26 protein-coding genes and 1 riboswitch are annotated in these 25,747 nt (G+C 42.2%); of the genes, 23 read left to right on the forward strand and 3 right to left on the reverse strand.

What is annotated here, in order from left to right:
- Positions 1-199 precede the first annotated feature (199 nt).
- From resA to ELQ35_RS09890, 8 genes are all read left to right on the forward strand, one after another.
- The gene (gene resA, locus ELQ35_RS09855; protein WP_126864673.1) at positions 200-730 is read left to right on the forward strand and encodes a thiol-disulfide oxidoreductase ResA; all 531 of its coding nucleotides are present in this window, start codon (positions 200-202) and stop codon (positions 728-730) included.
- 17 nt (positions 731-747) lie between these two features.
- Entirely contained in the window at positions 748-2,391 is a 1,644-nt protein-coding gene (resB, locus tag ELQ35_RS09860) for a cytochrome c biogenesis protein ResB (protein ID WP_126864674.1), read from the forward strand.
- Positions 2,391-3,569, forward strand: coding sequence for a c-type cytochrome biogenesis protein CcsB (gene ccsB / locus ELQ35_RS09865; protein WP_126864675.1), 1,179 nt, complete (start codon positions 2,391-2,393; stop codon positions 3,567-3,569). The genes resB and ccsB overlap by 1 nt, the downstream gene beginning before the upstream one ends.
- 108 nt (positions 3,570-3,677) lie before the next feature.
- The gene (locus tag ELQ35_RS09870; protein ID WP_425466820.1) at positions 3,678-4,430 is read left to right on the forward strand and encodes a response regulator; all 753 of its coding nucleotides are present in this window, start codon (positions 3,678-3,680) and stop codon (positions 4,428-4,430) included.
- The gene (locus ELQ35_RS09875; RefSeq protein ID WP_126864677.1) at positions 4,427-6,211 is read left to right on the forward strand and encodes an ATP-binding protein; all 1,785 of its coding nucleotides are present in this window, start codon (positions 4,427-4,429) and stop codon (positions 6,209-6,211) included. The genes ELQ35_RS09870 and ELQ35_RS09875 overlap by 4 nt, the downstream gene beginning before the upstream one ends.
- Positions 6,212-6,374: 163 nt before the next feature.
- Positions 6,375-6,923: an RNA polymerase sigma factor SigX gene (sigX, locus tag ELQ35_RS09880; protein ID WP_126864678.1), complete on the forward strand. Its 549-nt coding sequence runs from the start codon at positions 6,375-6,377 to the stop codon at positions 6,921-6,923.
- A complete protein-coding gene (locus ELQ35_RS09885; RefSeq protein ID WP_126864679.1) occupies positions 6,901-7,701 on the forward strand; it encodes a GerMN domain-containing protein in 801 nt (266 codons plus the stop codon). Before sigX ends, ELQ35_RS09885 begins: the two co-directional genes overlap by 23 nt.
- A gap of 136 nt (positions 7,702-7,837) precedes the next feature.
- Entirely contained in the window at positions 7,838-8,041 is a 204-nt protein-coding gene (locus tag ELQ35_RS09890; protein WP_126864680.1) for a hypothetical protein, read from the forward strand.
- 80 nt (positions 8,042-8,121) lie between these two features.
- Here the strand turns inward: ELQ35_RS09890 and serA are convergent, their stop codons facing one another.
- The gene (gene serA, locus ELQ35_RS09895) at positions 8,122-9,696 is read right to left on the reverse strand and encodes a phosphoglycerate dehydrogenase (protein ID WP_126864681.1); all 1,575 of its coding nucleotides are present in this window, start codon (positions 9,694-9,696) and stop codon (positions 8,122-8,124) included.
- A gap of 131 nt (positions 9,697-9,827) precedes the next feature.
- A riboswitch (FMN riboswitch) is annotated at positions 9,828-9,961 on the forward strand.
- A 257-nt stretch (positions 9,962-10,218) separates the two neighbouring features.
- Here serA and ELQ35_RS09900 point away from each other — a divergent pair.
- Positions 10,219-10,800, forward strand: coding sequence for an ECF transporter S component (locus ELQ35_RS09900; protein ID WP_126864682.1), 582 nt, complete (start codon positions 10,219-10,221; stop codon positions 10,798-10,800).
- A gap of 159 nt (positions 10,801-10,959) precedes the next feature.
- Here the strand turns inward: ELQ35_RS09900 and ELQ35_RS09905 are convergent, their stop codons facing one another.
- Positions 10,960-11,208: a ferredoxin gene (locus ELQ35_RS09905; protein WP_126864683.1), complete on the reverse strand. Its 249-nt coding sequence runs from the start codon at positions 11,206-11,208 to the stop codon at positions 10,960-10,962.
- Between the two features lie 294 nt (positions 11,209-11,502).
- Between ELQ35_RS09905 and ELQ35_RS09910 the strand changes: the two genes are divergently transcribed.
- The 11 genes from ELQ35_RS09910 to ELQ35_RS09960 all read left to right on the forward strand — a co-directional run bounded on the left by ELQ35_RS09910 (position 11,503) and on the right by ELQ35_RS09960 (position 21,589).
- Entirely contained in the window at positions 11,503-12,576 is a 1,074-nt protein-coding gene (locus ELQ35_RS09910; RefSeq protein ID WP_126864684.1) for a YpbB family protein, read from the forward strand.
- Positions 12,573-14,093, forward strand: a complete 1,521-nt coding sequence (locus ELQ35_RS09915; protein WP_126864685.1) for a RecQ family ATP-dependent DNA helicase — start codon at positions 12,573-12,575, stop codon at positions 14,091-14,093. Before ELQ35_RS09910 ends, ELQ35_RS09915 begins: the two co-directional genes overlap by 4 nt.
- Positions 14,083-14,664, forward strand: coding sequence for a CPBP family intramembrane glutamic endopeptidase (locus tag ELQ35_RS09920; RefSeq protein WP_126864686.1), 582 nt, complete (start codon positions 14,083-14,085; stop codon positions 14,662-14,664). The genes ELQ35_RS09915 and ELQ35_RS09920 overlap by 11 nt, the downstream gene beginning before the upstream one ends.
- A 25-nt stretch (positions 14,665-14,689) precedes the next feature.
- Entirely contained in the window at positions 14,690-15,283 is a 594-nt protein-coding gene (locus ELQ35_RS09925) for a LysM peptidoglycan-binding domain-containing protein (RefSeq protein ID WP_126864687.1), read from the forward strand.
- A gap of 163 nt (positions 15,284-15,446) precedes the next feature.
- A complete protein-coding gene (locus ELQ35_RS09930) occupies positions 15,447-15,905 on the forward strand; it encodes a YpbF family protein (protein ID WP_126864688.1) in 459 nt (152 codons plus the stop codon).
- Positions 15,906-15,920: 15 nt separating this feature from the next.
- Positions 15,921-16,712: a metallophosphoesterase gene (locus ELQ35_RS09935; protein ID WP_126864689.1), complete on the forward strand. Its 792-nt coding sequence runs from the start codon at positions 15,921-15,923 to the stop codon at positions 16,710-16,712.
- Between the two features lie 67 nt (positions 16,713-16,779).
- Positions 16,780-17,364 (forward strand): genetic competence negative regulator, encoded by a 585-nt coding sequence (locus ELQ35_RS09940; RefSeq protein ID WP_126864690.1) that lies wholly within the window; start codon positions 16,780-16,782, stop codon positions 17,362-17,364.
- A gap of 387 nt (positions 17,365-17,751) precedes the next feature.
- A complete protein-coding gene (locus ELQ35_RS09945; RefSeq protein WP_126864691.1) occupies positions 17,752-19,029 on the forward strand; it encodes a Glu/Leu/Phe/Val family dehydrogenase in 1,278 nt (425 codons plus the stop codon).
- A gap of 162 nt (positions 19,030-19,191) precedes the next feature.
- Positions 19,192-20,160: a YpdA family putative bacillithiol disulfide reductase gene (locus ELQ35_RS09950; RefSeq protein ID WP_126864692.1), complete on the forward strand. Its 969-nt coding sequence runs from the start codon at positions 19,192-19,194 to the stop codon at positions 20,158-20,160.
- Positions 20,161-20,249: 89 nt separating this feature from the next.
- Positions 20,250-21,218 carry an asparaginase gene (locus tag ELQ35_RS09955; protein WP_126864693.1) on the forward strand — a complete coding sequence of 323 codons (969 nt, stop codon included), beginning with the start codon at positions 20,250-20,252 and terminating at the stop codon, positions 21,216-21,218.
- A gap of 170 nt (positions 21,219-21,388) precedes the next feature.
- Positions 21,389-21,589, forward strand: coding sequence for a cold-shock protein (locus tag ELQ35_RS09960; protein WP_126864694.1), 201 nt, complete (start codon positions 21,389-21,391; stop codon positions 21,587-21,589).
- Positions 21,590-22,166: 577 nt separating this feature from the next.
- Here ELQ35_RS09960 and ELQ35_RS22570 read toward each other — a convergent pair.
- Positions 22,167-22,385, reverse strand: coding sequence for a helix-turn-helix domain-containing protein (locus ELQ35_RS22570; RefSeq protein WP_185861719.1), 219 nt, complete (start codon positions 22,383-22,385; stop codon positions 22,167-22,169).
- 255 nt (positions 22,386-22,640) lie between these two features.
- Between ELQ35_RS22570 and prsW the strand changes: the two genes are divergently transcribed.
- The 3 genes from prsW (at position 22,641) to ypeB (ending at position 25,642) form a co-directional block, all read left to right on the forward strand.
- Entirely contained in the window at positions 22,641-23,306 is a 666-nt protein-coding gene (gene prsW / locus ELQ35_RS09970; RefSeq protein ID WP_126864696.1) for a glutamic-type intramembrane protease PrsW, read from the forward strand.
- Positions 23,307-23,441: 135 nt separating this feature from the next.
- Positions 23,442-24,275, forward strand: coding sequence for a spore cortex-lytic enzyme (gene sleB, locus ELQ35_RS09975; protein ID WP_126864697.1), 834 nt, complete (start codon positions 23,442-23,444; stop codon positions 24,273-24,275).
- Positions 24,276-24,289: 14 nt separating this feature from the next.
- A complete protein-coding gene (gene ypeB / locus ELQ35_RS09980; RefSeq protein ID WP_126864698.1) occupies positions 24,290-25,642 on the forward strand; it encodes a germination protein YpeB in 1,353 nt (450 codons plus the stop codon).
- The last annotated feature ends 105 nt before the right edge of the window (positions 25,643-25,747 follow it).

Genomic DNA, 25,747 nt, shown 5'->3' on the forward strand with positions numbered 1-25,747 from the left:
AGCAGCTGTATGGGGAGCGGTTTTCTCCCCATCAGTTGATTGGCTTATGACCTCGAGGCCGACTAAGATCGCCACGTCCTTATGTCTTCGTCGGCACTAGCACGTCCTGTGCGTCGGGGCTAGGCTGCTTGCGCTAGACATCAATTCACGTCGAAAAAAGTTATACTTTAGTAAATGAATCGAAAGCAGGGGGTTTTTTATGGAAAAGAAAAAGCGCCGCCTGATTGTAAGAACAATCATCCTCCTCATATTGGGTGCAGCTTTGGTTTATACTTTATATGCCAATTTCACGAAAGATAAGCATGAGTCGGTTCAAAAAGGGTCCGTTGCTCCCGATTTTGTGCTGACTGACATGGAAGGCAAGAAACATCAGCTGTCAGACTATAAAGGCCAGGGTGTTTTTCTCAATTTCTGGGGAACATGGTGCAAGCCTTGTGAAAGGGAGATGCCCTACATTGATAACCAATATAACAAATATAAAGATAAGGGTGTCCAGGTTTTAGCCGTGAATGTTGCTGAATCCGAATATTCTGTCCAAAATTTCATCGACAGGCATAAACTGAGCTTTCCCGTCGTTATCGATAAAGATCAGCAGGTGATGACGGCATATGGAATCGACCCGCTCCCCTATACCTTCCTGATTGATAAGGAAGGCAAGGTCGTCGATATGTTTAAAGGAGAGTTGACGGAGGAGATTGTCCGGAACCATATGGAGAGTATTAAACCATAACACGAGGAGTTTTTAACATGGCTGAAGTGAAATGCGAATGCGGGCATGTCAATCCGCATGGCACAGTTCTCTGTGAAGCATGCGGCAGGTTGCTGGATGAAACACAGGCGGACAATAAGCTTGTCGAAATGCGCTACGAAGGAAGTGCCAGGCGTTCGCAAACATACAATAAAACAATCGTTGATAAAATATGGAACTTCTTTTCTTCGGTTAAAGTTGGGGTCTGGCTGATCGTCATCACACTGGTTGCCTCGGCAGTGGGAACGATCCTGCCCCAGGAAATGTACATACCCCCGAATGTACCCCCAGAACAGCATTATGAACAGGAATATGGCTGGTTCGGGAAATTGTATTACCAGCTTGGGTTTCATAATTTGTACAGCTCCTGGTGGTACTTGATTTTAATTGCTTTAATTGGAACGTCGATACTTATCGCAAGTATTGACCGGTTTTTCCCTTTATACCGGTCTTTAAAAAAACAAAAGGTATCCAGGCATGAAAGCTTTTTGAAACGGCAGCGTGTTTTTGGAATTACTAAAGGCGAAAATATAGAAACAGATTTTGAAGAAATCAAGAAAAATCTGCGAAACCAACGATATAATGTCCGTGAAGAAAACGGGAATATTCTTGCAGAAAAAGGACGTTTTTCAAGATGGGGCCCGTATGTAAATCATATCGGCTTGATTGTTTTCCTGATTGGCGCCATGCTCCGCTTCGTTCCCGGCATGTACGTCGATGAGCTGGTCTGGCTTCGCGAAGGGGAAACGAAAGAAATGCCAGGAACTAAAGGGGAATACTACCTTTCAAGCGAAAAGTTCATTCTTGAAGTATATGATAAGGAAAAAGATGACAAAGATTTCACTGCTGCCATTGACAAAACGGGAATGATTGCAAAAAACTACCAATCTGATGTAACATTGTACGAACGGGTAGGAAAGGTGATACCTGGGGAAAAGCCTGAGCTGAAGAAGATCAAAGAGGATCAAATTAAAGTCAATCAGCCGTTAAAGCATGACCGCTATGCGGCTTATCAAGTGGATTATAAACTCGATGAGCTGAACAAGATGAAACTTAATTTGACCAATAAAAAATCCGGGGAACAATTCGGAATGGTCACGGTTGATTTATATAACCCCAAACCAAAATATGAGTTAAAAAAAGGCTATTCAGTCGAGCTGATGAGTTATTTCCCGGACTTTGAGTTTGCTGAAAACGGCGAACCAAGTACGAAGTCGAGGATTCCGAATAACCCGGCCTTCATCTTTAAAATGTTTACCCCTGACAAACCAAAGGGTGAAGTCAGCTTTGTCGCAATCAAACAAACATTGGAACCGCTCGGCGATAATGACTATAAGATGACTTTTGCCGGAATCGAGACAAAAAATGTCTCAGCACTGACAATCAGAAAAGATTTGACACTCTGGATCATTTTCCTCGGCGGAGTAATCTTCATGATTGGCGTCGTCCAGGGTGCCTACTGGAACCACCGTCGCATCTGGCTTCAGAAGAAAGACGGGGAAATAATGCTTGCGGGCCATACGAACAAAAATTGGCATGGATTGAAGCGGGATATTAATCGTGTAATCGAAAATACCATTATCGACGAACCGGCCGATCAGCTTCAGGAAAAGAAGTCTGCAAATAAAGGGGAAGATAACTAGTGGCTCAAATAAGCAGTAATCTGTTATATATCGCGTTTGTTCTATATCTCGTTGCAACCTTTTTCTTCGCAGGAGCAATCAAGGATAAAAGAGGGCAAACTGAGAAAAAACAAAATAAATGGGCAATCATCGGTATTAGCATCACCGTCATTGGTTTCATTGCACAGATCGGGTACTTTATTACAAGATGGATTGCAAGCGGACATGCCCCGGTCAGTAATTTGTTTGAATTCACGACATTCTTTGGGATGATGCTTGTCGGTGCCTTTATCGTTATTTATATGATTTACAAAACCCCTGCTCTAGGGGTATTCACATTGCCTGTGGCAGTGTTGGTCATCGCTTATGCAAGCATGTTCCCTAGAGACATTTCGCCTTTGATACCTGCCCTGCAAAGTGACTGGCTTCATATTCATGTGACGACAGCCGCAGCCGGTGAAGCAATTCTTGCAATCAGCTTTGCGGCGGGATTGATTTATTTATTAAAATCCGTTGACCAGTCGAAACGAAGCAAAAGTACGTTTTGGCTTGAAGCCACGATGTTTACTTTAGTCACGACGCTAGGGTTTGTCCTTGTCGCGACCACCTTCTCCATGATGGATTATAAGGCAGATTTCATCTATATGGACAAGAATAATATTGAAGCAAAGGCCAGCTACACATTGCCTCCGTTAATCGGCCCGCATGAAGGAAAGCTGCAGACGCCGGATAAAATGGAGCCGCTGGCAGAAGTGCCGGCGATGATCAATGCGAAAAAAATGAACACAGTAGTCTGGTCTATTGTTGCTGGTATTGTCCTTTACGGGATAATCAGACTTATTTTGCGAAAACGCATTGCGGCTAAGCTTCAGCCGCTTGTGAAAAATATTAATTTAGACTTAGTGGACGAGATAGGCTACCGTGCTGTGATGATCGGTTTCCCAATCTTTACGCTGGGTGCTCTGATTTTCGCGATGATCTGGGCCCAGATAGCCTGGACCCGTTTCTGGGGCTGGGATCCAAAAGAAGTGTGGGCCTTAATCACCTTTCTGTTTTATGCGGCATTTCTGCATCTCCGTCTTTCCAGGGGATGGCATGGAGAGAAGTCGGCTTGGCTGGCTATGATTGGTTTTATCATTATTATGTTTAATTTAATAGCTGTGAACCTTATCATTGCAGGTCTGCATTCCTATGCGTAAGTCTTCCTAATAAGTGGTGTTGTCTTTCTCAAAAGGGTCTGACTCCCTGTTATACACAATCGTGGCGGAGCCTGCTTTGTGTAGGGAGTTAGACTTTTTTTATAAAATATGGGTGTGTCAAAAAACAGTAAGGGAGGAGTCAGGTTGGAAAATAAACCGAGAATTTTAGTAGTCGATGATGAAGATAGAATCCGCCGTCTATTAAGGATGTATCTTGAAAGAGAAGATTATCTTATTGATGAAGCCGAGAACGGGAATATCGCTTTAATGAAAGCGCTTGAGAGTGACTATGACTTGATTCTGCTTGATATCATGATGCCGGGTAAGGATGGTATTGAGGTATGCCTCGAATTGCGGGAAAGGAAATCGACTCCAATTATTATGTTGACTGCAAAAGGGGAAGAAGTCAATCGCGTCCAAGGCTTTGAGTCCGGTACCGATGATTACATTGTAAAGCCGTTCAGTCCCAGGGAAGTGGTCCTGCGTGTAAAGGCTCTGCTGCGCCGTTCCTCGAAAACAAGTTATATCCAAACAGAGCCGCAGGCGAAGGATATAATTGTTTTTTCTCACTTAACGATTGATAATGAGGCCCACCGGGTTACGACTGACGGCCAGGAAGTATCCTTGACGCCAAAGGAATATGAACTACTATATTTCATGGCCAAATCACCTGATAAGGTTTTTGATCGCGAACAATTACTAAAGGAAGTCTGGCATTATGAATTTTTTGGAGACCTTCGAACCGTAGACACCCATGTGAAGCGCTTGCGCGAAAAGCTAAACCGCATTTCCGAGAATGCGGCGAAAATGATCGTGACTGTATGGGGTGTTGGTTATAAGTTCGAAGTGATAAATGACTGATGTTTTGGCGCAGTGTAGTTGGAAAACTTTGGATTACGATATTGCTGCTCGTTTCGTTTGTTCTCTTCATCTTGACGATCCTGTTAATGGAGTTCTTCGAAAACTTCCAGCTCGATGAGGCGGAAAAGGAACTAACCAAAAGCGGACAAAGGATAGCCGAGATTGTACATCTGCATCCCGATTCGAACGAGGTGCTTCAAATTGCTTCGCGAATGATCGGCGAAGAAACAAAAATGCTCGTCATCAATGGAGACAGGGTCACATTTTCTACTAAGCAAACAGACCCGAATGTAACGTCAGAGTTTTTAAAAAGCGACACTGAGTTAGTAAAAGTTTTTTCGCAGCAAAAAACGGTGAAAAAAGAGATGGTGCTGCCAATTGATGATAGCGGCAACCGTAATACCTCTGCGATAGTGGTCGGTGTTCCTTTAGAGTTAAACGGAAAATACGCTGGCATATTCTTATACCAATCGCTTGAAGAGATGCAGGAAGCAACACACTCAACAACGAAATTTATTTTGATGGCTGCAGGAGTCGCCATCATATTAACCACCATTTTCGCCTTTTTTCTATCTACGAGAATTAATGCCCCGCTCCGGAAAATGCGAGAAGCCGCTTTTGAGGTCGCAAGAGGCAAATTCGATACGAAAGTGCCGATCCTTACCCAGGATGAAATCGGTGAGCTCGCTATGGCGTTTAACCAAATGGGCAAACAATTAAAATTTAATTTGAACGCCCTTAACCAGGAAAAGGAACACCTTGCGAGCATTCTGAGCAGTATGGCAGACGGGGTGATTACCTTCAATAAGGATGGGACAATCCTCGTGAAAAACCCGCCTGCGGAACGTTTCCTCCATAGCTGGTATTATGAAAAAGGTTTCAATCGAGACAACGCGGATACTGTTCCTTCCGTTCTGATGAATCTTTTTGACCAGACGGAAGTGATGGAGAAGGAGCAGGTCGAAGGGATCACGCTTCAGGGGCATGATTGGACGTTAATTGTCAGCCCTTTATATGGCAACAATACGATACGAGGCGCTGTGGCGATTATCCGCGATATGACTGAAGAACGGAAATTGGACAAGCTGCGTAAAGACTTCATTGCCAATGTGTCGCATGAGTTGCGAACGCCGATTTCCATGCTCCAGGGATATAGTGAAGCAATCATCGATGACATTGCTGAAAGTGAAGAAGAAAAGAAAGAAATGGCACAGGTCATTTATGAGGAATCATTGCGGATGGGAAGGCTTGTTAATGATCTGCTTGACCTTGGAAGAATGGAAGCGGGCCATATCACGCTTAATTATGACAGTGTCGAGCTCAATTCTTATTTGAAGCGGATTGCCTCTAAGTTTTATGGACTCGCAAAAGAGAAGGATATTAAGATAGTCACTCACATGCAGGATGAGGCGATTCGGTGGGAGTTTGATCCTGACCGAGTTGAACAGGTTCTGACCAATCTCATTGACAATGCCATCCGCCATACTCCTGAAGGCGGGACTGTCGAGGTCATTCAACGAAGCGACGGGCGGCAGGGTTTGATTATTGATGTCAGAGATTCCGGATCAGGCATACCGGAAGAAGATCTTGCCTTTGTATTTGAGAGGTTTTATAAGGCTGATAAAGCGAGGACAAGGGGCCGGTCAGGGACAGGACTTGGCCTTGCCATCGCAAAAAACATCATTGATGCCCATCATGGTTATATAACCGTAAATAGTTTAGCCGAAATAGGAACAACCTTTACATTCAACCTGCCTCGAAAAATGATGGGAAATGAGTGAGATATTAAAATATTGACGGATAATCTTGTTTCATAAGAAACAAAGATAAACTTGGAGGAAGGGCTGGAATGCCCTTCCTTTTTTTGCTCGAAAAGCCTATAGTGAAAATGTAACTATTTGTGTGAATATTACGACTAAATGATCGAGCGGAGGAGGGGAAAAGATGGACTCCGTTTTTCTGGAAATATATGAAAAGTACCATCGTGATCTATTTCAATTTCTTTTCTATCTCGTTAAAAACAGGGAAACTGCTGAGGATTTAGTTCAAGAGGTCTATATACGCGTACTAAAATCATATGACCGTTTTGAAGGGAAAAGCAGTGAAAAGACATGGCTTTTTTCAATTGCCAGAAATGCTGCCATCGACCATTTCCGAAAACAAAGAAGCTGGAAGCAGAAATTGTTTGAGAGCTTTGATTGGGAACGGAACCAGATAAAGGACCAGCAGCCGCTTCCGGAAGAAAAAGCATTACAAAATGACAATATGCGACGGGTATATAAGAGCCTGGACGATTGCACAATGGATCAGCGCTCAGTCATCATTCTCCGTTATATTCAATCACTTTCGATTTCAGAAACGGCTGAAGTGCTGGGGTGGACGGAAAGCAAGGTTAAGACGACGCAGCATCGAGCTTTAAAAGCGGTAAAGAAAGCAATGGAGGAACAGGCAGGAAAGGAGGAGATCCCCTTTGAAAAGATCCCAATGGAATGAAAATGACATTGAAGAGCTGTTGAAAAATTTGCCGAACATTAAAGATAGGCGGCATCCCAAAGATATCTACCAAAACATTGAATCAAGGATTCACAGGAAGCGATCGAACAATTGGATCCCTCTTATTGCTGCTATGGCAGCCCTGTTTGTCCTTGCAGTGCTTGCGACAAGCATTATGCTGGGATCGAACAACTCGGCCAGCGAGGATCGAGCCATTGAAAAGACTGAAATGGAGCGGGGTTCGCAAAGCAGGAAGGCCGCTTCTTCACAGCATGCCGGGACTGAGAATAACAGTTCTTCCACGCCGAATGATCAAGTCGCAAAGAGTGAAGACAGGCATGGTGCCGCCGAAGAAAAGCCCTCTGAAGAGGAAGTTGGCATCAACCATGGCGCTAGAAAAGCGTACTTTATTTATCAAACAAATGAAAGCTCACGTAAAATGCTGGTTTCCTCCCATTCCGAATTCCCGACAATTGACAAGGCACTGGAAGAGATGATAAAGGGAAGCGGTGATCCATCGATTTCCCCCTCAATCCCTAAGGAATTGAAATGGGATCGTGTTGAAGAGCAGGATAAGAAAGTGATATTGGAACTATCAGAAGGAACAAAAATATCGGACACTGAAGAATATTTGACCGCGTTGGAAGCGATTCTATTGACGGCAAAGGATTTTGGCTTTGATTATGTGAAATTTAGCAATGCAAATATTGATGCTCTCGGACCATATAACCTGCAGGAGGATGTACCTGTCCCGATTGCTCCTAACAAGATCAATTAGAGGGTTTTTGGGGTAATCAGAGGAAGGTTCCATTGTAGCTAGAAGCATCAATTAACCGAAAGCAGGAATGAGTTCCCGATGGTCAGCATATAATTTTTGAGACTGTGTATTTTATGGCTGGCTGGGAGGCAAATGGATGATTGATTATGGAAAACGATTTTTGATAGTAATGATTTTAGCCGGATGTATCGGCCTGCTTTTTGTAGGAGGCAAAATGGGACACGCCCAAACGGCAGGAAAAATTGCTTCTAAGACAGATCAGGTTTGGGCTGTCAAAATTGTCTGGAAGCTTCCTCAATTTCAGGAAGATATGATAAGGCCGGTTAATCTTTCATTATAGCAGAATAAGTTTCCCTTTAATAAAAAAGGCTGTACCATGGAAATATCGGACAGCCTTTTCTTATGTTTACAATTTCATCATTATAAAGACATTCGGTACATAAACGAAATATCAGGAAGTTCGTTCAGTTTTTCAAACATTTCATCACTTAATGGTTTGTCAAAAGACAGAACCATGATTGCTTCGCCGCCTGCCTGTTTACGGCCAACTTGCATCGTAGCGATATTAACCTCATCGTCACCTAAGATTCTGCCGACATTTCCGATAACGCCAGGCTGGTCTGTGTGCTGGATATACAGGAAGTTACCTTCAGGAAGGAATTCGATGTTAAATCCGTTCAGGCTGACAATCCGTGAACCATAATTCTCAACATGCGTTCCGCGGATATCGAGCTGGCGATTATCACCCTTTACGGTGACGGAGATACAGTTGGCATATCCATAAGCATCGGTAGATATTTTCTCGCCGATCGTAACCCCGCGCTCTTTTGCGATAAGCAGGGCGTTCACTTCATTAACAGGGCCGTCAAGCCGTGTTTTGAAAACTCCGGAGATCAGGCTTTTCGTTAAGATGCTTGTGTCAAAATGGAACGCTTCTCCGCCATAGGTAACGGAGATTTCGTTGATGCCTTCTTTCATGCATTGAGAGCCGATGGAACCCATTTGTTTAACAAGTTGATAGTATGGCTGTACCTTTTCAAATTGCTCTTTGGAAATTGCCGGAAGGTTAATAGAATTAGCAACTGGATTGCCTTCAAGGAATACCAGTACCTCCTGGGCTACCTGGGTGGCCACGTTAAACTGCGCTTCCTTAGTGGAAGCACCCAGATGAGGCGTGGTAATAACCGAATCCAGTTCCAGCAGTTTATTGCCTGCAGGAGGCTCCTCGACAAAAACATCCAGAGCAGCACCGGCTACATGGTTCTCAAGCAATAGTTCGTATAAATCATCCTCATCGATAATTCCGCCGCGTGCGCAGTTGAGAAGATAGACTCCTTTTTTGCATGTACGCAGATTGTCTTTGTTCAGCAAGCCTTTTGTTTCACTTGTCAAAGGCGTGTGTACCGTAATGATATCAGCAAGCGGCAGTAATTCCTCTAAAGAAAGGGAAGTTACATTCAACTTTTTGGCTCTGTCGGATGTTAAGAATGGGTCGAATACTAACACGTCCATTCCAAAAACCTTGGCTCGTTTAGCAATCTCTCCGCCGATACGACCCATGCCGACAATGCCCAGTTTCTTGCCATAAAGCTCCGTACCAGTAAAGGCAGAACGCTTCCATTCTCCATTTTTCACGGAAGAATGTCCTTGAGGTATGTGGCGGGCGAGGGCGGCCATCATTGCAAATGTATGCTCGGCTGTGGAAATGGTATTGCCATCAGGTGCATTTACCACTACAATCCCATGTTTAGTCGCTGCCGGCACATCGATATTATCAACGCCGACTCCTGCCCGGGCAATGATTTTTAAATTGGGCATTTTCTCGATTAATTCTTCTGTAACCTTCGTTGCACTTCTTACCAGCAGAGCATCAAATTCATGAAGACTTTCCTCCGCTTCTTCGATTTTCTTTTGAATAAGTTCGATTTCAGATGCCTGTAAAAGAGGCTCAAGCCCCTCGGGTTTAATGGCATCAGCTACTAAGATACGATACACAATTGAACACCTTCCTATAACTACTCTTAAATTTCTGTTAATTTTACAAGAGAGATTTTATACTGTCAATTTAATGCTACACAAATATTAGGAATTGATATATAATCTATTTGTATAATCTAATTTAATAGGTCTATCTTCGGGGCGGGGTGGAATTCCCCACCGGCGGTGATGAAGCAATTGCTTCAAAGCCCGCGAGCCTTATCAAGGCAGATTTGGTGTGATTCCAAAGCCGACAGTACAGTCTGGATGGGAGAAGATGGAGGTTCCAGATAGCGTTCAAAAAAGCAGGGTTTGAACGTCTGTTTGAGTATGCCGCTATTCTTCCCAATAATTTCGATAATTATTGGGTTTTTATTTGTCGGTTACTCATCTTGAAGGAACCAAACCTCTTTTTCGTGGTAGATCATAAAGAAAACGTGCCGATTGCTAGCCTTGTAAAGGCGAAGACAAAGGCGTAGTTGCATTTATGCGGATAGGAAAGGTACTTTTCTATTAGCCAAGAAAGAAGGAGAGAGATCTATGAAGACTACCAATGTAAGAAAACTGGTGTCACTTGCAATGTTGGGAAGCGTTTCATATGTGTTGATGCTGTTAAACTTTCCTTTTCCAGGATTTCCAACATTCTTGATGATCGATTTCAGCGAGATACCTGCTTTGATTGCGGCATTGCTATTTGGCCCGATGGCGGCCATTATCGTTGAACTTATTAAAAACCTGCTGGATTATGTGATGACTGGAAGCCAGACAGGTGTTCCGGTAGGCCATATTGCGAATTTTACCGCAGGCGTATTATTTGTATTGCCGACATATTTCATCTATAAAAAGTTGAGTTCAAGAAAAGGGATGACATTTGGCCTTATTGCCGGCACGCTGATTATGGCTGTATTGATGAGTGTCCTCAATTACTATCTTATCCTGCCAGCATATACGTTGTTCATGGGTTGGGATGCCATGTCAGGACCACAGGTGAGACAATTTGCCACCACTGCAATCCTGCCATTTAATATCCTGAAAGGAACCCTGATTACTGCTGTGTTCATGCTGCTGTTCATCAGACTGCAGCCGTGGATTAACAAACAATCAATTTATAAAAATGCATAAAAATGAATATATAGCCAGTTTGTAGTCCCTGATGCAAGCTGGCTTTTTGCTGTCCTGGTCAAGCGGCCGATTTCTATCCCTGTTAACTTCCCTGAATATCTTGCGAAAAACATTTTCCAGTTAAAAAAAGCCACCCTAAACGAAGCGATGGCTTACATCTTATTCGAATTTTGTTGCGTCTCCGTCAAAGGACTCGTCAGCAACCTTAATAGAATCTGTCGGGCACCCTTCGAATGCGTCCATCATGTCATCTATGAGTACATCCGGAATTTCTACGATTCCTTCATTGTCGTCAAGTATTACAAATGCGATGCCTTCATCATCATAGTCATAGATGTCAGGGGCAGCTGCTCCACAAGCACCGCATGCTATACACGTATCTTTATCTACAATTGTATATTTCGCCATGAATAAAATCCCTCCTAATCCAACGATTTAACTCCATAATTAAAAGTATGAATATTCCATACACATACCTATTGTAAAACTGATACATGAACTTTTCAATAGAAATATCTTGTCAACGCATACAAGGGTGAAAAGCTGTTGCTTATCGCGGCAGGCGAGACTCTATAATCTCCTGTTATAACCTTCACAATAATTATTGATTTTCTAATACGCTATTCCCAAGCCTGATCCGTATTCTGATACAATAGGTAATGTGAAACGTGGCGTATAAATTTAGAATCAAGGCTGTGATTAATGATGGTGAATTCCGTTTTCTTTGAAGCGCTTTTTCTTTATTGTATAGATAAACTGAACGGAGAACGAAGTATCTTCGCAATTTATCATTTGTTAAAAGGAAAAAAATCCTCGCAGACCATCCAGGACGCTCACCTGTATGGGCTAAAAGAATTATTTGGTACCTATTCTCCTGTTACGAGGGAGCTCTTAGAACAAATCTCTGCATCTTTGCTTCAAAGATCATTAATAGACCAACAAAGAGAAAGTCATTTTTTGCTTACGGAAAAAGGCCGGGATGTACTCCACGAATACGGGAAGAACTATCCACTGCCATCAGCTTTGGATGGCTGGAGCTATCAAAGTAATCCGGCCGCTTTTTGGGGAAGGCTGACCCTTCTGATTCAATCTCTTTCCCATATCATTCACGAACAGAACCATTTTTATCCGATTCAAAGAAATGCCGACATCCAGAATTGGGTAAAACGTTTTTTTCGGCTTCATCTACAGAACCGGTCCCAAATAGGCAAGGGCCTTTTTGATGAACTAGTCATGCTTCTTGAAAAGAAAAGCGATATAGAGAGAAATATATTCGTGATGAGATTGACCGGCTCGCACCGGGTGGGAAGCACCTTCAAGCAAATTTCAGAAACAGCAAAGCTGGATGAAGTGTATATCCGCTTCCTTTTCCTGGGCATCCTTCATTCTATTCTTCATGAAATAAACGCCAACAAGACATGTTTCCCTTTTCTATTTTCAATAATCGAAGACCTGCCGGCAGGTGTGGACAAGCCGCTGACAGAGTCTGCCAAAGTTACTTTTGACCATATAAAAAAAGGCAAAAGGCCTGATGAAATCGCTGGGTTCAGACGTTTGAAAGTGAACACGATTGAAGACCATATCGTCGAAATTGTCCTGGCAAAGCCAGGTTTTCCGATAACGCCATTTGTTACAGAAGAAACAGCGGGCAAGATCACTGATACGGCAAAAAGGATGGATACAAAACAGCTTAAGCTCATTAAGAATCAATTAGATGAGGATATCTCCTTCTTTCAGATACGCCTTGTTTTAGCAAAGGCAGGTGACAACCGATGAATTTGGAGAAACAATTACATACACATTTTGGATTTAATACTTTTCGTCCAGGACAGAAGGAGATCATCTCTTCATTGCTTAATGGACAGCATACACTGGGGATGCTTGCAACCGGGACAGGGAAGTCTTTGTGCTATCAGCTTACAGGATACATCCTAAAAAAACCCGTCTTGATCGTTTCACCTCTTCTATCACTGATGCAAGACCAGGCGGAACAATTGAAGCATATGGGGGAAAAAAGTGTCCTGACGTTGAACTCTTTCCTCGAGCGTGAGCAAAAACGGGAAGCCATTCAAAATATCACTCGATACCGCTTTATCTTTTTGTCCCCGGAAATGCTTGCTGTTGAAGGTATTTTGAATGCTTTGAGAAACTTGGATATCGGCTTATTCGTAATCGACGAAGCACATTGCATTTCCCAATGGGGTTATGATTTTAGACCGGACTATTTACAGCTTGGAAACATCAGAAGAAAGCTTTCAAACCCATTGACTCTTGCCCTGACCGCAACAGCAACTGAAGAAGTCAGGGAAGATATCTCAGATAGGCTCGACCTCGACACTGTTCATCAGGTTATTTCGTCCGTTGACCGTGGAAATATTGCTCTAGCAGTAGAAACTTTTTCTGGTTATGAAGAAAAGCTGCAAAGGCTTTTAGAAATCACCCGGGAAAGCAAAGGGCCGGGAATTATATATTTTTCAAGCAAGAAAGCAGCAGAAAATACGGCACTGTATTTGAAAGAAAATGGCATTGCGCATGTTGCTTATTATCATGGCGGTATGGAACAGGAGCAAAGAATGCTCATTCAACAGCAATTCATTACCGGTCAGTTAAGGGTTATCTGCTCTACCAGCGCATTTGGCATGGGAGTGAATAAAGAAAATGTCCGGTTCGTGGTTCATTTCCATCTTCCGTCCGGCATCGAAGCATATGTTCAGGAAACGGGCAGGGCAGGCAGGGATGGGAACCAGAGTGCGGCGATTATTTTATATTGTGAGGGCGACGAAGGGCTTCCGCTTCATCTTATGGAACAAGAACTGCCTACAGAACCACAAATAGACGGTGTATTTTCTTATGTGGATTTCAGCAAGTTTGTTTCGGAAAAACCGCCAGTGGCTGTACAAGAGGCGATTATCCAGCAATTTTCTTTAAGTGAAATCCAGTGGCGGTTTATCCAGCATTTTATCGGGTTAAATAGGGGACAAGGCAATGTGCTTAAAGTAAAGGAAGCCATGAAAAGATATGTATCCTCGCGCAAAGAGTATAAAACAGCGAAAATATACTCCTTTCTTACGTGGCTGATATCAAAGCAATGCAGGCGAGAAGGGGTATTGAACTATTTCCAGGAAGAAAAAAAATCTCAGAATGAACGATGCTGCGACCGTTGCGGCCTTGATCCGGAATTATTGCAAAACATGTCTGCTAACGGTTCCGAATTAGCAGCAAGCCGCTTCACCAATTGGAAACAAGATTTGGCGAAATTATTATTGAAAGCAGCAGACAGCAATGAAAAATAAACAGGCAGAACTTATCAAACAGCTCTCTGATAAAGAACTGTATCTTAATTTAGTATTCACGCAAATAATCCTGTTAATCGTTTCACTGGTTTTAAGTATTATTTTATTTGAAGATATTTCTTCTTTTTTCGACTTATTCCAATTCAAGGATTGGAGAATTCTGACCATAGGCGGATCTGCAGGCGCAGCTGTCATTTTCTTGGATATCCTGATGATGAAGCTCCTGCCGGAATCGTATCACGATGACGGGGGAGTAAATGAGCGGATTTTTAAAAATCTGCCGGTCCCGATGATTTTTATAGTGGCGCTGACGGTTGGCTTGAGCGAGGAGATTCTATTTCGGGGGATTATACAAACCCATCTTGGCCTGTTTTGGACGAGCTTGATTTTTGCGCTTATTCATTATCGTTATCTGTTTAACTGGTTTTTATTTGTGAATATTACTGTTCTCAGTTTCTTTATCGGCATTCTTTTTGAAGTCACCGATAATTTGCTTGTTACGATTTTTACTCATTTCCTGATTGATTTTATACTTGGAATCATTGTGAAGAACAAGGAAGGCAGCCATTAATTATCACAACAGAGGAGAGAGGTATATGGAACAGAATATCAACACTCAGCATGGCCAGGCAGAGAAATTACAGTCAGATGCAGGACAGGAAAGAAAAAAGAAACCTCTTCCGAGCAGAAGCGAAATGCGCAGAAATAAGAAAAAAAAGAACAAATGGAAAATGAAGTTCCCTTTGCTTAAGCTGCTTGCGTTGTTTTTTATCCTGATGCCCGTATCGATATACGGCCTCTATACATATTTCGGACAGAAACCTCTAAGCGCTTTGGGGGAAAATGGCTTTGAGACGGTGGAGATAAGCGGCGGGACTGAGGAAGACGGCATCCCGGGTACGGATGAAGCAAAAAGCCCTGAAGATGCTCAGGAAACGAAAGCGCAGCAGACAGATTCTATCGCTGCAGGCACCCAGACACATCGTGATAAGCAGGTTCAAGACAGCAAGGAGCAGGAAAAAGGATATAAAATTTTATATCATACGGTAGAGCCGGAGGAAACGATTTTCGATGTTTCATTGAAATATTACAACTCCGATGATGGCGTCGCTTTGATTCAAAAATGGAATCAGCTGAGCGGAACAGGAATCGAGGTTGGCCAGGTTTTAAAAATACCAATTAAACAGTAATCCAAGCTCAAGCCCTCCCTTAAAGAACACGGTTATCCTCACTGGATCTTTCTGCTGTCAGTTTTTTTATACGTGATCTTCCATTCCAAAATGAAAAAGCGGGCATAATTGCAGGACTCGAAAAATATATTTTGGTGAATATATGTAGCGAGGAGGAATCGGTGTGGAGCCCGCAATCATTCTATTGGACGAACACACAGACCAGGCAACAAAGCACATGCTGCAAACTGTAATCGAAAGAAAAAGAAAGTTTGATCTAGCCAAAAGAAATCATCTTGTAAGCATTTGGGCTTCAATGACGATGGCTGCGATGCTGCTGGTTTATGTATATTTTTATATCGCCCGTCCCTATTCGGATTCATTCTTCGACATGTTCAGCGTGTTTGTAGATAATGATAATCATTTCCTTTTCTTGCTCGCCACAATTGGCTTATACGGCTTTATGATTGTGCTTAAGCAAATGAGGGATAAAGCTGAAAAGGAATACCAGGGGCTTCGTTGTGAAATCATCGACAAAAGCAAGGATCTCTGGAAACAGGAATCACAATGGACAAACCGCCACAAAGTATTTGAGATGATGAAAAAAAATTATGACATTAATCTATATCATGAAAACAAATAGTTAGTGGGAGATAATATGACAATCGTATATAGTGCAGCGGCCATTTTGCTTATTGTAATCGTGCTAATCATGGTAAGAACGGCGTTTGTAAATAAAGTGGTTGAAAAAGATTTGTTTTTTGATGATTTTCCAGAAACATTCCGTACAATAAGCGTTTTTTTTATTTCTGATATACATAGGCGCTTAGTAACGGAAAAGCTTCTCGATGAGGTGCGCGGTAAAGCTGATATCGTCATTATTGGAGGCGATATTACCGAGAAAGGTGTGCCAATGGAGCGGATTGAAAAGAATATCGTGAAACTAAAAGGGGTTGGCCCGCTTTATTTTGTCTGGGGAAATAATGATTATGAAGCGGATTACCATATGCTTGATGCGATTCTCTTAAAACACGGCGTGAAAATTCTCGATAACACTCTCGTTGTGATTGAATCGGATCAAGGGGAAAAAATCGAGCTCATCGGAATTGACGATATCAGCATGGAACGGGATCGTCTCGATCTCGCCCTTAGCGAATCCGACCGTGCAGTTTTCAAAATTCTCGTCAGCCATAACCCATTAGTATCGGGACAGATAAAGGATGAAAATAATATTTCTCTTGTGTTAAGCGGTCATACACATGGCGGCCAAATCAGGTTTTTTGGATTTGGCCCATATGAATTGGGGGGAATGAAAAAACAAGGGAGCACCCTCCTATTAACGAGCAATGGTTATGGCACCAGTACACTTCCCCTCAGGCTTGGGGCAGAGCCGGAAACGCACCTTCTCCATCTTAAGAAAAGCGTCGCTGGCAAAAGCTTCACTATATAAAGGATATGCACCCCGGCTAAACACCTTCATATGATGTATGAAGATGGTATCCAGGGGGCATTTTTTTATGAAGCTTGAGCGATTAACCAATAATAAGATAAAGATTTTTTTAACTTTCGATGATTTAATTGACAGAGGATTGACGAAAGAAGATGTTCATGGAAATTCGCTTAAGGTTCACAAGCTTTTTCAGGAAATGATTGAAGAGGCATGTGAGGAGTTAAGTTTTAAAATGAGCGGGGCGATTGCAATAGAAATTTTTTCTCTGCAGGCTCAGGGCTTGATTATTATCGTAACGAAAGATGAAGAAGAAATAGCGGATGACGACGAAGATGATGAATTTCTCGATTTGCAGGTCAAGGTAGGGGAGCATCCTGATATTCTCTATACCTTCTCCGACTTGGAAGATGTCATCCAGCTGTGTTATGCATTAAAGTCCATCGAAATCGAGAGTTCTTCTTTATATCGTTATGAAAACCATTATTATTTTCTAATTAACCGGGTTCAAGAAAGCCGATATGATGCAGTGATCTCCCTGGCCGCTGAATACGGCTCTGTCTCGACGCTGACCCTATTTCGGGTCCAGGAATACGGAAAACTTATAATTACTGATGAAGCGGTCAGTGTCCTTACAAGCCACTTTCTCAAATAAAGAATAAGATCGGATAGATGTGTAAGGAAGTATTTACGATGAACGAAGGAAAGCGATAGCTTTTCGAGGATGTCGCCAAAAAATCGCAGATTTTTTGGCTGCGGTGCCTTTCTGGGAAGCCTTCCTTAATGCTGATGTCAATGTTCCTTTTTACAAGGCGCCTGCGCTTTTCTTATGCAGCTGACCGTTTTTTACAAAGAATGAGGATAAACACATGCAGGGCAGTGGAAAAATGTAAAAAAGGTAAAGCTTTGATAGCGCTTTCAGAACGGGTTGAGAATAGAAAAAATGACGATTATAATGCTTTGCATAAAGAGTTCAAAGGTGTATACTATTGTCTGAAAGGTGACCCATAGCCTTTTATATGATTTTTTAGGAGGTACACAGATGGTAGCCGAAAAAGGTACTGACCATACTAACGATGAAGATAAACATGATGTGCTAAAGTCGACTCAGACTGTTATACATAAAGCGTTGGACAAACTCGGTTATCCGGAAGAAGTCTTTGAACTCTTGAAGGAGCCGTTACGACTACTGACAGTAAAGATCCCGGTGCGGATGGACGATGGATCAGTAAAGATCTTTACGGGCTATCGCGCACAGCATAATGACGCTGTAGGACCTACTAAAGGCGGAATCAGATTCCATCCAGACGTGACGGAGCGCGAAGTGAAGGCGCTGTCGATCTGGATGAGTTTAAAATGCGGGATTGTTGACCTGCCTTATGGCGGCGGCAAAGGCGGCATCGTATGTGACCCGCGTAATATGTCATTCCGCGAGCTTGAAAAACTTAGCCGCGGCTATGTGCGTGCCATTAGCCAGATTGTTGGCCCTACGAAGGATATTCCCGCACCTGACGTATTTACCAATTCGCAAATCATGGCATGGATGATGGATGAATATAGCAGAATCGATGAATTCAATTCTCCAGGATTTATTACAGGAAAACCGCTTGTTCTGGGAGGATCACACGGCCGTGAAACTGCTACCGCAAAAGGCGTAACCATTTGTATAGATCAGGCTGCCAAAAAGAAGGGTATCCAAATTGAAGGTGCACGCGTCGTTGTCCAGGGCTTCGGAAATGCAGGAAGTTACCTGGCTAAATTTATGCATGACGCCGGAGCAAAAGTAGTCGGCATCTCAGATGCATATGGCGCCCTTTACGATCCAGCCGGCCTTGATATTGATTATTTATTGGACCGCAGAGACAGTTTTGGAACAGTAACGAAGCTGTTTAAAAATACGATTACAAACAAAGAGCTGCTTGAGCTTGAATGTGAAATTCTTGTTCCGGCGGCGATAGAAAATCAAATAACGGAAGAAAATGCGCATAATATACGAGCGAAAATCGTCGTGGAAGCTGCCAATGGACCGACGACCATTGAAGCTACTCAAATCCTGACCGACCGCGACATTTTGCTAGTGCCTGACGTGCTTGCCTCTGCCGGCGGTGTGACGGTTTCTTACTTCGAATGGGTCCAAAATAACCAGGGCTATTACTGGACTGAAGAAGAAGTGGAAGAAAAGCTTGAAACCATACTTGTGAAATCCTTCAACAATATCTATGAAACAGCCCAAACCCGCCGAGTCGATATGCGTCTTGCCGCTTATATGGTAGGTGTCAGGAAAATGGCAGAAGCTTCCCGCTTCCGTGGCTGGATCTAATCGACATTGTAGATTTTCGCCAATGCTTCTTCATTGAAACGGATAATAAAATCTCCTATCATTAGCGGGTAGGGGATTTTTTAATTGTGGTAATTTACAGATAAGCAGATAAAAATGGTATTTTTTAAAAGAAAGTATAATTGCAAGAGGAGTGGCTCATCCATGAGTGTAGAAGATGTAATCGTTATTGGAGGAGGTCCGTGCGGGCTGGCAGCGGCAATTTCATTAAAAGCAGCGGGGAAAAAGGTTCTGGTCATTGAAAAGGGGAATATCGTAAATACGGTATACCATTATCCAACCCACCAGACGTTTTTCAGTTCAAGCGAAAAGCTTGAAATCGGGGACGTCGCATTTATCACCGAAAACCGCAAGCCTGTACGAAACCAGGCATTAGCGTATTACCGTGAAGTGGTTAAGCGAAAAGAATTGCGTGTTCATACTTTTGAAAGAGTGGGACGGATCGACAAACAGGCAGATGATTCCTTTATTGTCCATACTAGCAAGGGGGAATACAAGGCTCGGCAAGTAGTGGTTGCAACCGGATATTATGATAACCCAAATTATATGCATGTCTTAGGGGAAGAACTTCCAAAGGTATATCACTATTTCAAAGAAGGGCATCCTTATTTCAATACTGATGTCCTTGTTATCGGCGGGAAAAATTCCAGTGTGGATGCCGCCTTGGAACTGGTGAATTCAGGGGCAAGAGTCACTGTGCTTTATCAGGGAAGTGAATATTCCCCAAGCATTAAACCATGGATTCTTCCTGAATTTGAATCGCTTGTAAACAGTGGCACGATCATGATGGAGTTTAATGCCAAGGTCGTGGAAATTACTGAGGATCACGTCATTTATCAGGTGAAAGACCAGATGAAGACGATTAAGAACGATTTTGTTTTTGCGATGACAGGCTATCATCCTGACCATTCATTTCTCGGGCAGATCGGCATCCATATTGATGAAGAATCGGGCCGGCCCCTCTTTGATAAGGAGACGATGGAGACAAACGTGGAAGGAGTTTATATTGCAGGAGTCATTGCTGCCGGCAATAATGCAAATGAAATCTTCATTGAAAACGGAAGATTTCATGGCGGCTTGATTGCACAGCATATTTTGGGCAAGAAAATGTAGAGGGTTATCCAAGATTATCCTTGTTTAAGACCTCTTAGTTCGTTATTCGCAAAGCTCTTGGAGTATGATAAACGAGAGGTGTTAAGAAAATGAAGCGGAAAATATCGCTAATTACCACTGGTGGAACTATTGCAAGCAAAGAAACTAAAAATGGAATGCTCTCTTCGGGAGCTTTAAGCGGTAATGAGTTAGCTTCCTTATGTAAGTTGCCGGAGCATATAGAAATTGAGATCGTCGACTTTTCGCAAGTCCCCAGTATGTTTATCGATTTTGAATCTATGCTGAAATTACGCAATACAATTAAGAAAGAGCTGGAAGACCCGACAGTTTCAGGAGTAGTCGTAACCCATGGAACTGACTCCCTGGAAGAAACAGCTTATTTTCTGGATCTATCTATAAACGACCAAAGACCCATTGTCGTTACAGGTTCACAACGTTCCCCACAGGAAGTGGGAACTGATGTGTACTCCAATTTGCGAAATTCAATTTACGCAGCAGCAGATGAATTGTTAGAAAACGTTGGCGCAATTGTCGTATTTAATGAAAGAATCTATTCAGCTAAATATGTAAAAAAAGTACACGCTTCCAATTTACAGGGCTTTGAATCTTTTGGTTACGGTTACTTAGGGATTATTGATAACGATGTAGTTAGTATCTATCAAAAACCCTTACATAGAGAATTTTACGATATACAGAAGGCAATACCGAGGGTGGATATCATTAAATGCCATACAGGCGCTGATGGTCTTTACTTAGATGCTTCTATAAAAGCAGGAGCTAAGGGGATTGTTTTGGAGGGAGTAGGCAGAGGGCAGGTCACTCCGCATATGATGCCTTCCATTAAGGCCGCTATTGATAATGATATAGCTTTAGTTATGACCACAAGCGCGGAAGAAGGGAAGGTTTATCCCGCTTATGATTATGTAGGGAGTGCCTTTGATTTGAAGCAAAGAGGAGTTATTCTTGGGTCGGATTATGACAGCAAGAAAGCAAGAATTAAATTGGCGGTTCTATTAGCCAGTGGAGACAAAGTAAGAGATCATCATTTTATTTATTAGGTATTCTATAAAAACAGTTTGCATTCCTTTCCATTTCCTGTTATTCTTAAAAAGAATTATTTTTGTTCGGTGTAATAGATGATAGTATAAGTGTTAACTTTTCTTCTTGATGATCACTTAGAGCAAGGATAGTAATACATTGTGTGTTTTCACACTGGGAGGCAACAAAAATGGAACAAGGTAAAGTTAAATGGTTTAATGCAGAAAAAGGTTTTGGATTTATCGAACGTGAAAGCGGAGACGATGTATTCGTACATTTCTCAGCAATCCAAAGCGAAGGTTTTAAATCTCTTGATGAAGGTCAGGAAGTTACTTTTGAAGTAGAACAAGGTCAACGCGGACCCCAAGCTACTAACGTTCAAAAAGCTTAATAAAGATCATATATACAAGCAGACTCTTTCAGTGGAGTCTGCTTTTTTATTGTATAGGAAACTATAGATTGAATTTTATGGGGATAACTTAAATTTGGTTATCTGCATCCAGCTCCGACGTACAAGGATGTACTAGTGCCGACGTCGCCACAGGACGGGGCGCTCTTAGTCGGCCTCGAGGTCATAAGCCAATCATCTGATGGGGAGAAAACCGCTCCCCATCAGATGATTGGCTTATGCTTGTCGGACTTGCACAGGACAAGGAACGCTTCGTCAGCATTACATCGCACGAAGGAAAGCGATAGCTTTTCGAGGATGTGCTGACGTCGACGTTCGCCATAGGACGTGGCGGTTGTTAGTCGACGTTCCTCTGAACAAGGCGCTTGCGCTTTTGAATAAAAAACCCTGCTCAGAGTATGAGCAGGGAACATGATGCAGGTAAAGTAAAAAGGTTGTAAAAGGTTTGTCTAAGTATAGCATAGTTTTTCTAGAAAATGCTAATTAATATTATTTTATGTATGTAAGCAGCTAATTATAGGTAAAAAAGTCATCAAATCAAAAGAAGAGTGATTAATCGTCACTCTTCAGAAATATTCCATACATATAAGTCTTCAACTTTGCAGTTTAGTTCTTTAGAAATGGTCATGGCATTATTTAAACTCATTACCTTTTTACTTAAATATTCATTAAGCAACGGTTTGGAAATTCCAGTGTTATCTGCTAATACGTCAAGCTTAGTGCTGCTCTTTGATAAAAGTTCTTTAAGATTACTCTTTTTTGCTTTATAAATTGTCAAAATGACACCTCGCTTTTTAATAAATATAACATAGTGGAGCAGTAAATGAAAGAAATGGATAAAGAGAGGTTCATTTACAGATAAACCAGAAATATATTTCGAAGCCAGATGTTGAACTGGTATTATACCATCTGATTTAATTCTTGATCAAATTCATTACTGAAGATCAATGCCAAATGGCCTTTATTTCTGGCATTTTCTTTTTCCTTATTCCGTGATAGGATTAGATAAAAGATAAGAAAAGAGGTCAGAAAAATGCTGGTCTTATTCTCAGCGGGTATTGCGCCAGGTCTGGCCTTGCTTAGCTATTTTTATTTAAAAGACTATTATGAAACAGAGCCTATTTCGGTTGTGATTAAATCGTTTGTGTTTGGTGTTTTTCTTGTTTTTCCGATTATGTTTTTACAATATATATTAGAAACAGAACATATCTTTCAAAGTGATGTGGAGCATGCCTTCCTCTGGGCAGGACTTTTTGAGGAATTTTTTAAATGGTTTATCCTGTTTTTTGCGATATATCCTCATGTTGCCTTTGATGAGCCATATGACGGGATTGTCTACGGTGCTGCCGTCTCACTTGGTTTTGCGACCATGGAAAACATTCTCTACCTTGTTGCGAATGGGGCGGAACATGCCCTGACGAGAGCGGTACTACCGGTTTCCAGCCACGCTTTGTTCGGAGTGATCATGGGGTACTATCTGGGGAAAGGGAAATTTATGAAAACAAACAAACAAATATATGTTTTCCTAGCCCTTGCAGTGCCGTTCCTTTTGCATGGTGTCTATGATTACATCCTGCTTACACAGGATTCCTGGCTTTATTGGATGATGCCGTTCATGCTTTTTTTATGGTGGTTCGGTTTGAAAAAAGTGAAGATGGCAAGACTGCTTTCAGATTTCCATGCATCTGAGACATTATAATATGGGAGAGTGGGGACTGACTTGTCAAGTCAGTCTCCTTTTTTATTTTGGATTTTTTAAGCAGCACGGAATAAAAACACCTTTTACGAAGAAAATAGGGATAATGTCAATATAAGAAAAGAGGGAGTGTTTTTGATGAAAGGAATTTCGTCAAAAAGCAAATTATTGCTTTGGTTACTTTGCTTATCAGTCAGTATCTCTCTGACCTTTGAAACAACAGCGCAGGCGTTCTCCGGCCAAGTTATCCAAAGAGGTGCTGTGGGGGATGATGTCATTGAGCTTCAAGCACGACTGCAAAACATCGGCTATTATAATGGAAAAATTGACGGCGCTTATGGCTGGGGAACATACTGGGCCCTGCGGAACTTCCAGCAAGATTTTGGATTGCCGATTGACGGACTGGCTGGACTAGGTACCAGGAAGAAACTTGTTAGCGCATCAAATTTCAATGGTAAATTCGTACATGAACAAATAGCGAAAGGGAATGACTTTACTTACTACGGTGGAGTGGATATTGATAAGCAAGTAAAGCCGAGAAAAGGGGCTTCGGGTACACCCGCCAGACAAACGACGAGAAAGGCTACAGCTACTGCCTCCAACATTCCAGGGGGTTACTCCCAGAATGATATACAGCTGATAGCAAATGCCGTGTACGGAGAATCCCGGGGTGAGCCGTACATAGGACAAGTTGCCGTTGCGGCGGTTATCTTAAACAGGGTAGAAAGCCCGTCTTTTCCAAATTCGATCTCTGGAGTCATTTTTGAGCCACGCGCGTTTACCGCAGTGGCTGACGGCCAAATCTGGCTGACACCGAATGAGAGGGCACGTGAGGCTGTCATTGATGCAATCAATGGCTGGGATCCTACCAGCAATGCAATTTACTATTTTAATCCTGATACTGCAACAAGCGGATGGATCTGGTCGCGGCCGCAAATTAAAAAAATCGGCAAACATATCTTCTGTAAATAAAGAGGTGAGAAAAAGTGATACGAAATATTTTGGTCGGAGTTCTTGCAATTGCCTTAGTCGGGAGTGCATTCTGGGGCTATCAAGAACATAAAGAAAAAAATGCAATCCTGATAAATGCGGAAAATAATTATCAACGGGCTTTTCACGATTTGTCCTATCAAGTCGATATTTTGCATGATAAGATCGGGAATACACTGGCGATGAATTCGAGAAATTCGCTAAGCCCTGCACTCACTGATGTGTGGAGGATTACTTCCGAGGCGCAGATCGATGTCGGCCAGCTGCCCCTTACCCTGATGCCATTCAATAAAACCGAAGAATTTCTATCAGACATAGGGAGCTTCAGTTACCGGACTGGGGTAAGGGATCTTGAAAAGGATCCGCTAAACGATAAAGAGTATGCCCGCCTTCAAACCCTCCATAAGGAGGCAGGGGAAATACAGGATGAATTAAGGAAAGTACAATATCTCGTCATTAAGAACAATTTAAGATGGATGGATGTCGAAACAGCATTGGCATCAAACGATGAAAAGGCCGATAATACAATCATCGATGGATTCAAAACCGTTGAAAAGAAGGTTGAGGGCTATAGTGAAACCGCCAATCAGGATCCGAACTTCATAAGCGGCAGGCAGAAGGAAGAAAACTTTAGCAATCTGAAAGGAAAAGAAATCACGAAAAAAGAAGCCGTTGCCGAAGCAAAAAGATATGCGAATCTTTCAGGATCTTTAAAAACCCGGGTAGAAGAGAACGGAAAAGGATCTGATTATGGATTTTATAGTGTAAGCCTGATCAACCCTGCTACAAAAACGGAAGTCAACATGGATATCACAAAAGTAGGAGGGTATCCAATCTGGTATATCAATAACCGTAAAGTCGATAAGTCTAAAATCGATTTGAATAGCGCGAGCAATAAGGCTGTTGCTTTTTTAAAGGACCATGATTTTGACTCCCTCGACTTATATGAGAGTGCCCAGTATGGCAATATAGGCATGTTCAACTTTGTCACATCGTTAAATGGTGTAAGAATTTATCCTGATTCAGTAAAAGTGAAAATCGCCCTTGATAATGGAAGTGTTGTTGGCTTTTCTGCAGATGAATTTCTTAAATCAAATAAAGCAAGGGAAATTGGCAAAGCATCGAAAACAATTGAACAGGCGAGAGCAGAAATTAATCCTAAAGTTAAAATCATGGAAGAGCGGAAAGCATTGATAGAAAATGAGCTAGGGGAAGAAGTTCTTTGCTATGAGTTTCTTGGGACCATCGATAGTGATACGTACAGGATTTTTATCAATGCAAACACAGTACAGGAAGAAAGAGTGGAAAAGCTTAAAAACGCAGAGCCGGTTTATGAAAATTTATTGTAAAATGGTGTATAACAGGAGGGAAAAGTGCATAAGCACTTTTCCTTTTTTCCATGAAGGAACTTTTTGTATCCTTAATTTGGAGTTTCGTGATACATTAATCATAGG

It is taken from the genome of Peribacillus cavernae, assembly GCF_003989135.1.
Taxonomy (GTDB): Bacteria; Bacillota; Bacilli; order Bacillales; family DSM-1321; genus Peribacillus; species Peribacillus cavernae.

Coding starts and splice junctions, on each gene's coding strand:
- resA (WP_126864673.1), top strand. CDS start 200: ATGGAAAAGAAAAAGCGCCGCCTGATTGTAAGAACAATCATCCTCCTC.
- resB (WP_126864674.1), top strand. CDS start 748: ATGGCTGAAGTGAAATGCGAATGCGGGCATGTCAATCCGCATGGCACA.
- ELQ35_RS09870 (WP_425466820.1), top strand. CDS start 3,678: ATGGGTGTGTCAAAAAACAGTAAGGGAGGAGTCAGGTTGGAAAATAAA.
- sigX (WP_126864678.1), top strand. CDS start 6,375: ATGGACTCCGTTTTTCTGGAAATATATGAAAAGTACCATCGTGATCTA.
- ELQ35_RS09890 (WP_126864680.1), top strand. CDS start 7,838: ATGATTGATTATGGAAAACGATTTTTGATAGTAATGATTTTAGCCGGA.
- ELQ35_RS09900 (WP_126864682.1), top strand. CDS start 10,219: ATGAAGACTACCAATGTAAGAAAACTGGTGTCACTTGCAATGTTGGGA.
- ELQ35_RS09905 (WP_126864683.1), bottom strand. CDS start 11,208: ATGGCGAAATATACAATTGTAGATAAAGATACGTGTATAGCATGCGGT.
- ELQ35_RS09910 (WP_126864684.1), top strand. CDS start 11,503: ATGATGGTGAATTCCGTTTTCTTTGAAGCGCTTTTTCTTTATTGTATA.
- ELQ35_RS09915 (WP_126864685.1), top strand. CDS start 12,573: ATGAATTTGGAGAAACAATTACATACACATTTTGGATTTAATACTTTT.
- ELQ35_RS09920 (WP_126864686.1), top strand. CDS start 14,083: ATGAAAAATAAACAGGCAGAACTTATCAAACAGCTCTCTGATAAAGAA.
- ELQ35_RS09925 (WP_126864687.1), top strand. CDS start 14,690: ATGGAACAGAATATCAACACTCAGCATGGCCAGGCAGAGAAATTACAG.
- ELQ35_RS09935 (WP_126864689.1), top strand. CDS start 15,921: ATGACAATCGTATATAGTGCAGCGGCCATTTTGCTTATTGTAATCGTG.
- ELQ35_RS09940 (WP_126864690.1), top strand. CDS start 16,780: ATGAAGCTTGAGCGATTAACCAATAATAAGATAAAGATTTTTTTAACT.
- ELQ35_RS09945 (WP_126864691.1), top strand. CDS start 17,752: ATGGTAGCCGAAAAAGGTACTGACCATACTAACGATGAAGATAAACAT.
- ELQ35_RS09950 (WP_126864692.1), top strand. CDS start 19,192: ATGAGTGTAGAAGATGTAATCGTTATTGGAGGAGGTCCGTGCGGGCTG.
- ELQ35_RS09955 (WP_126864693.1), top strand. CDS start 20,250: ATGAAGCGGAAAATATCGCTAATTACCACTGGTGGAACTATTGCAAGC.
- ELQ35_RS09960 (WP_126864694.1), top strand. CDS start 21,389: ATGGAACAAGGTAAAGTTAAATGGTTTAATGCAGAAAAAGGTTTTGGA.
- prsW (WP_126864696.1), top strand. CDS start 22,641: ATGCTGGTCTTATTCTCAGCGGGTATTGCGCCAGGTCTGGCCTTGCTT.
- sleB (WP_126864697.1), top strand. CDS start 23,442: ATGAAAGGAATTTCGTCAAAAAGCAAATTATTGCTTTGGTTACTTTGC.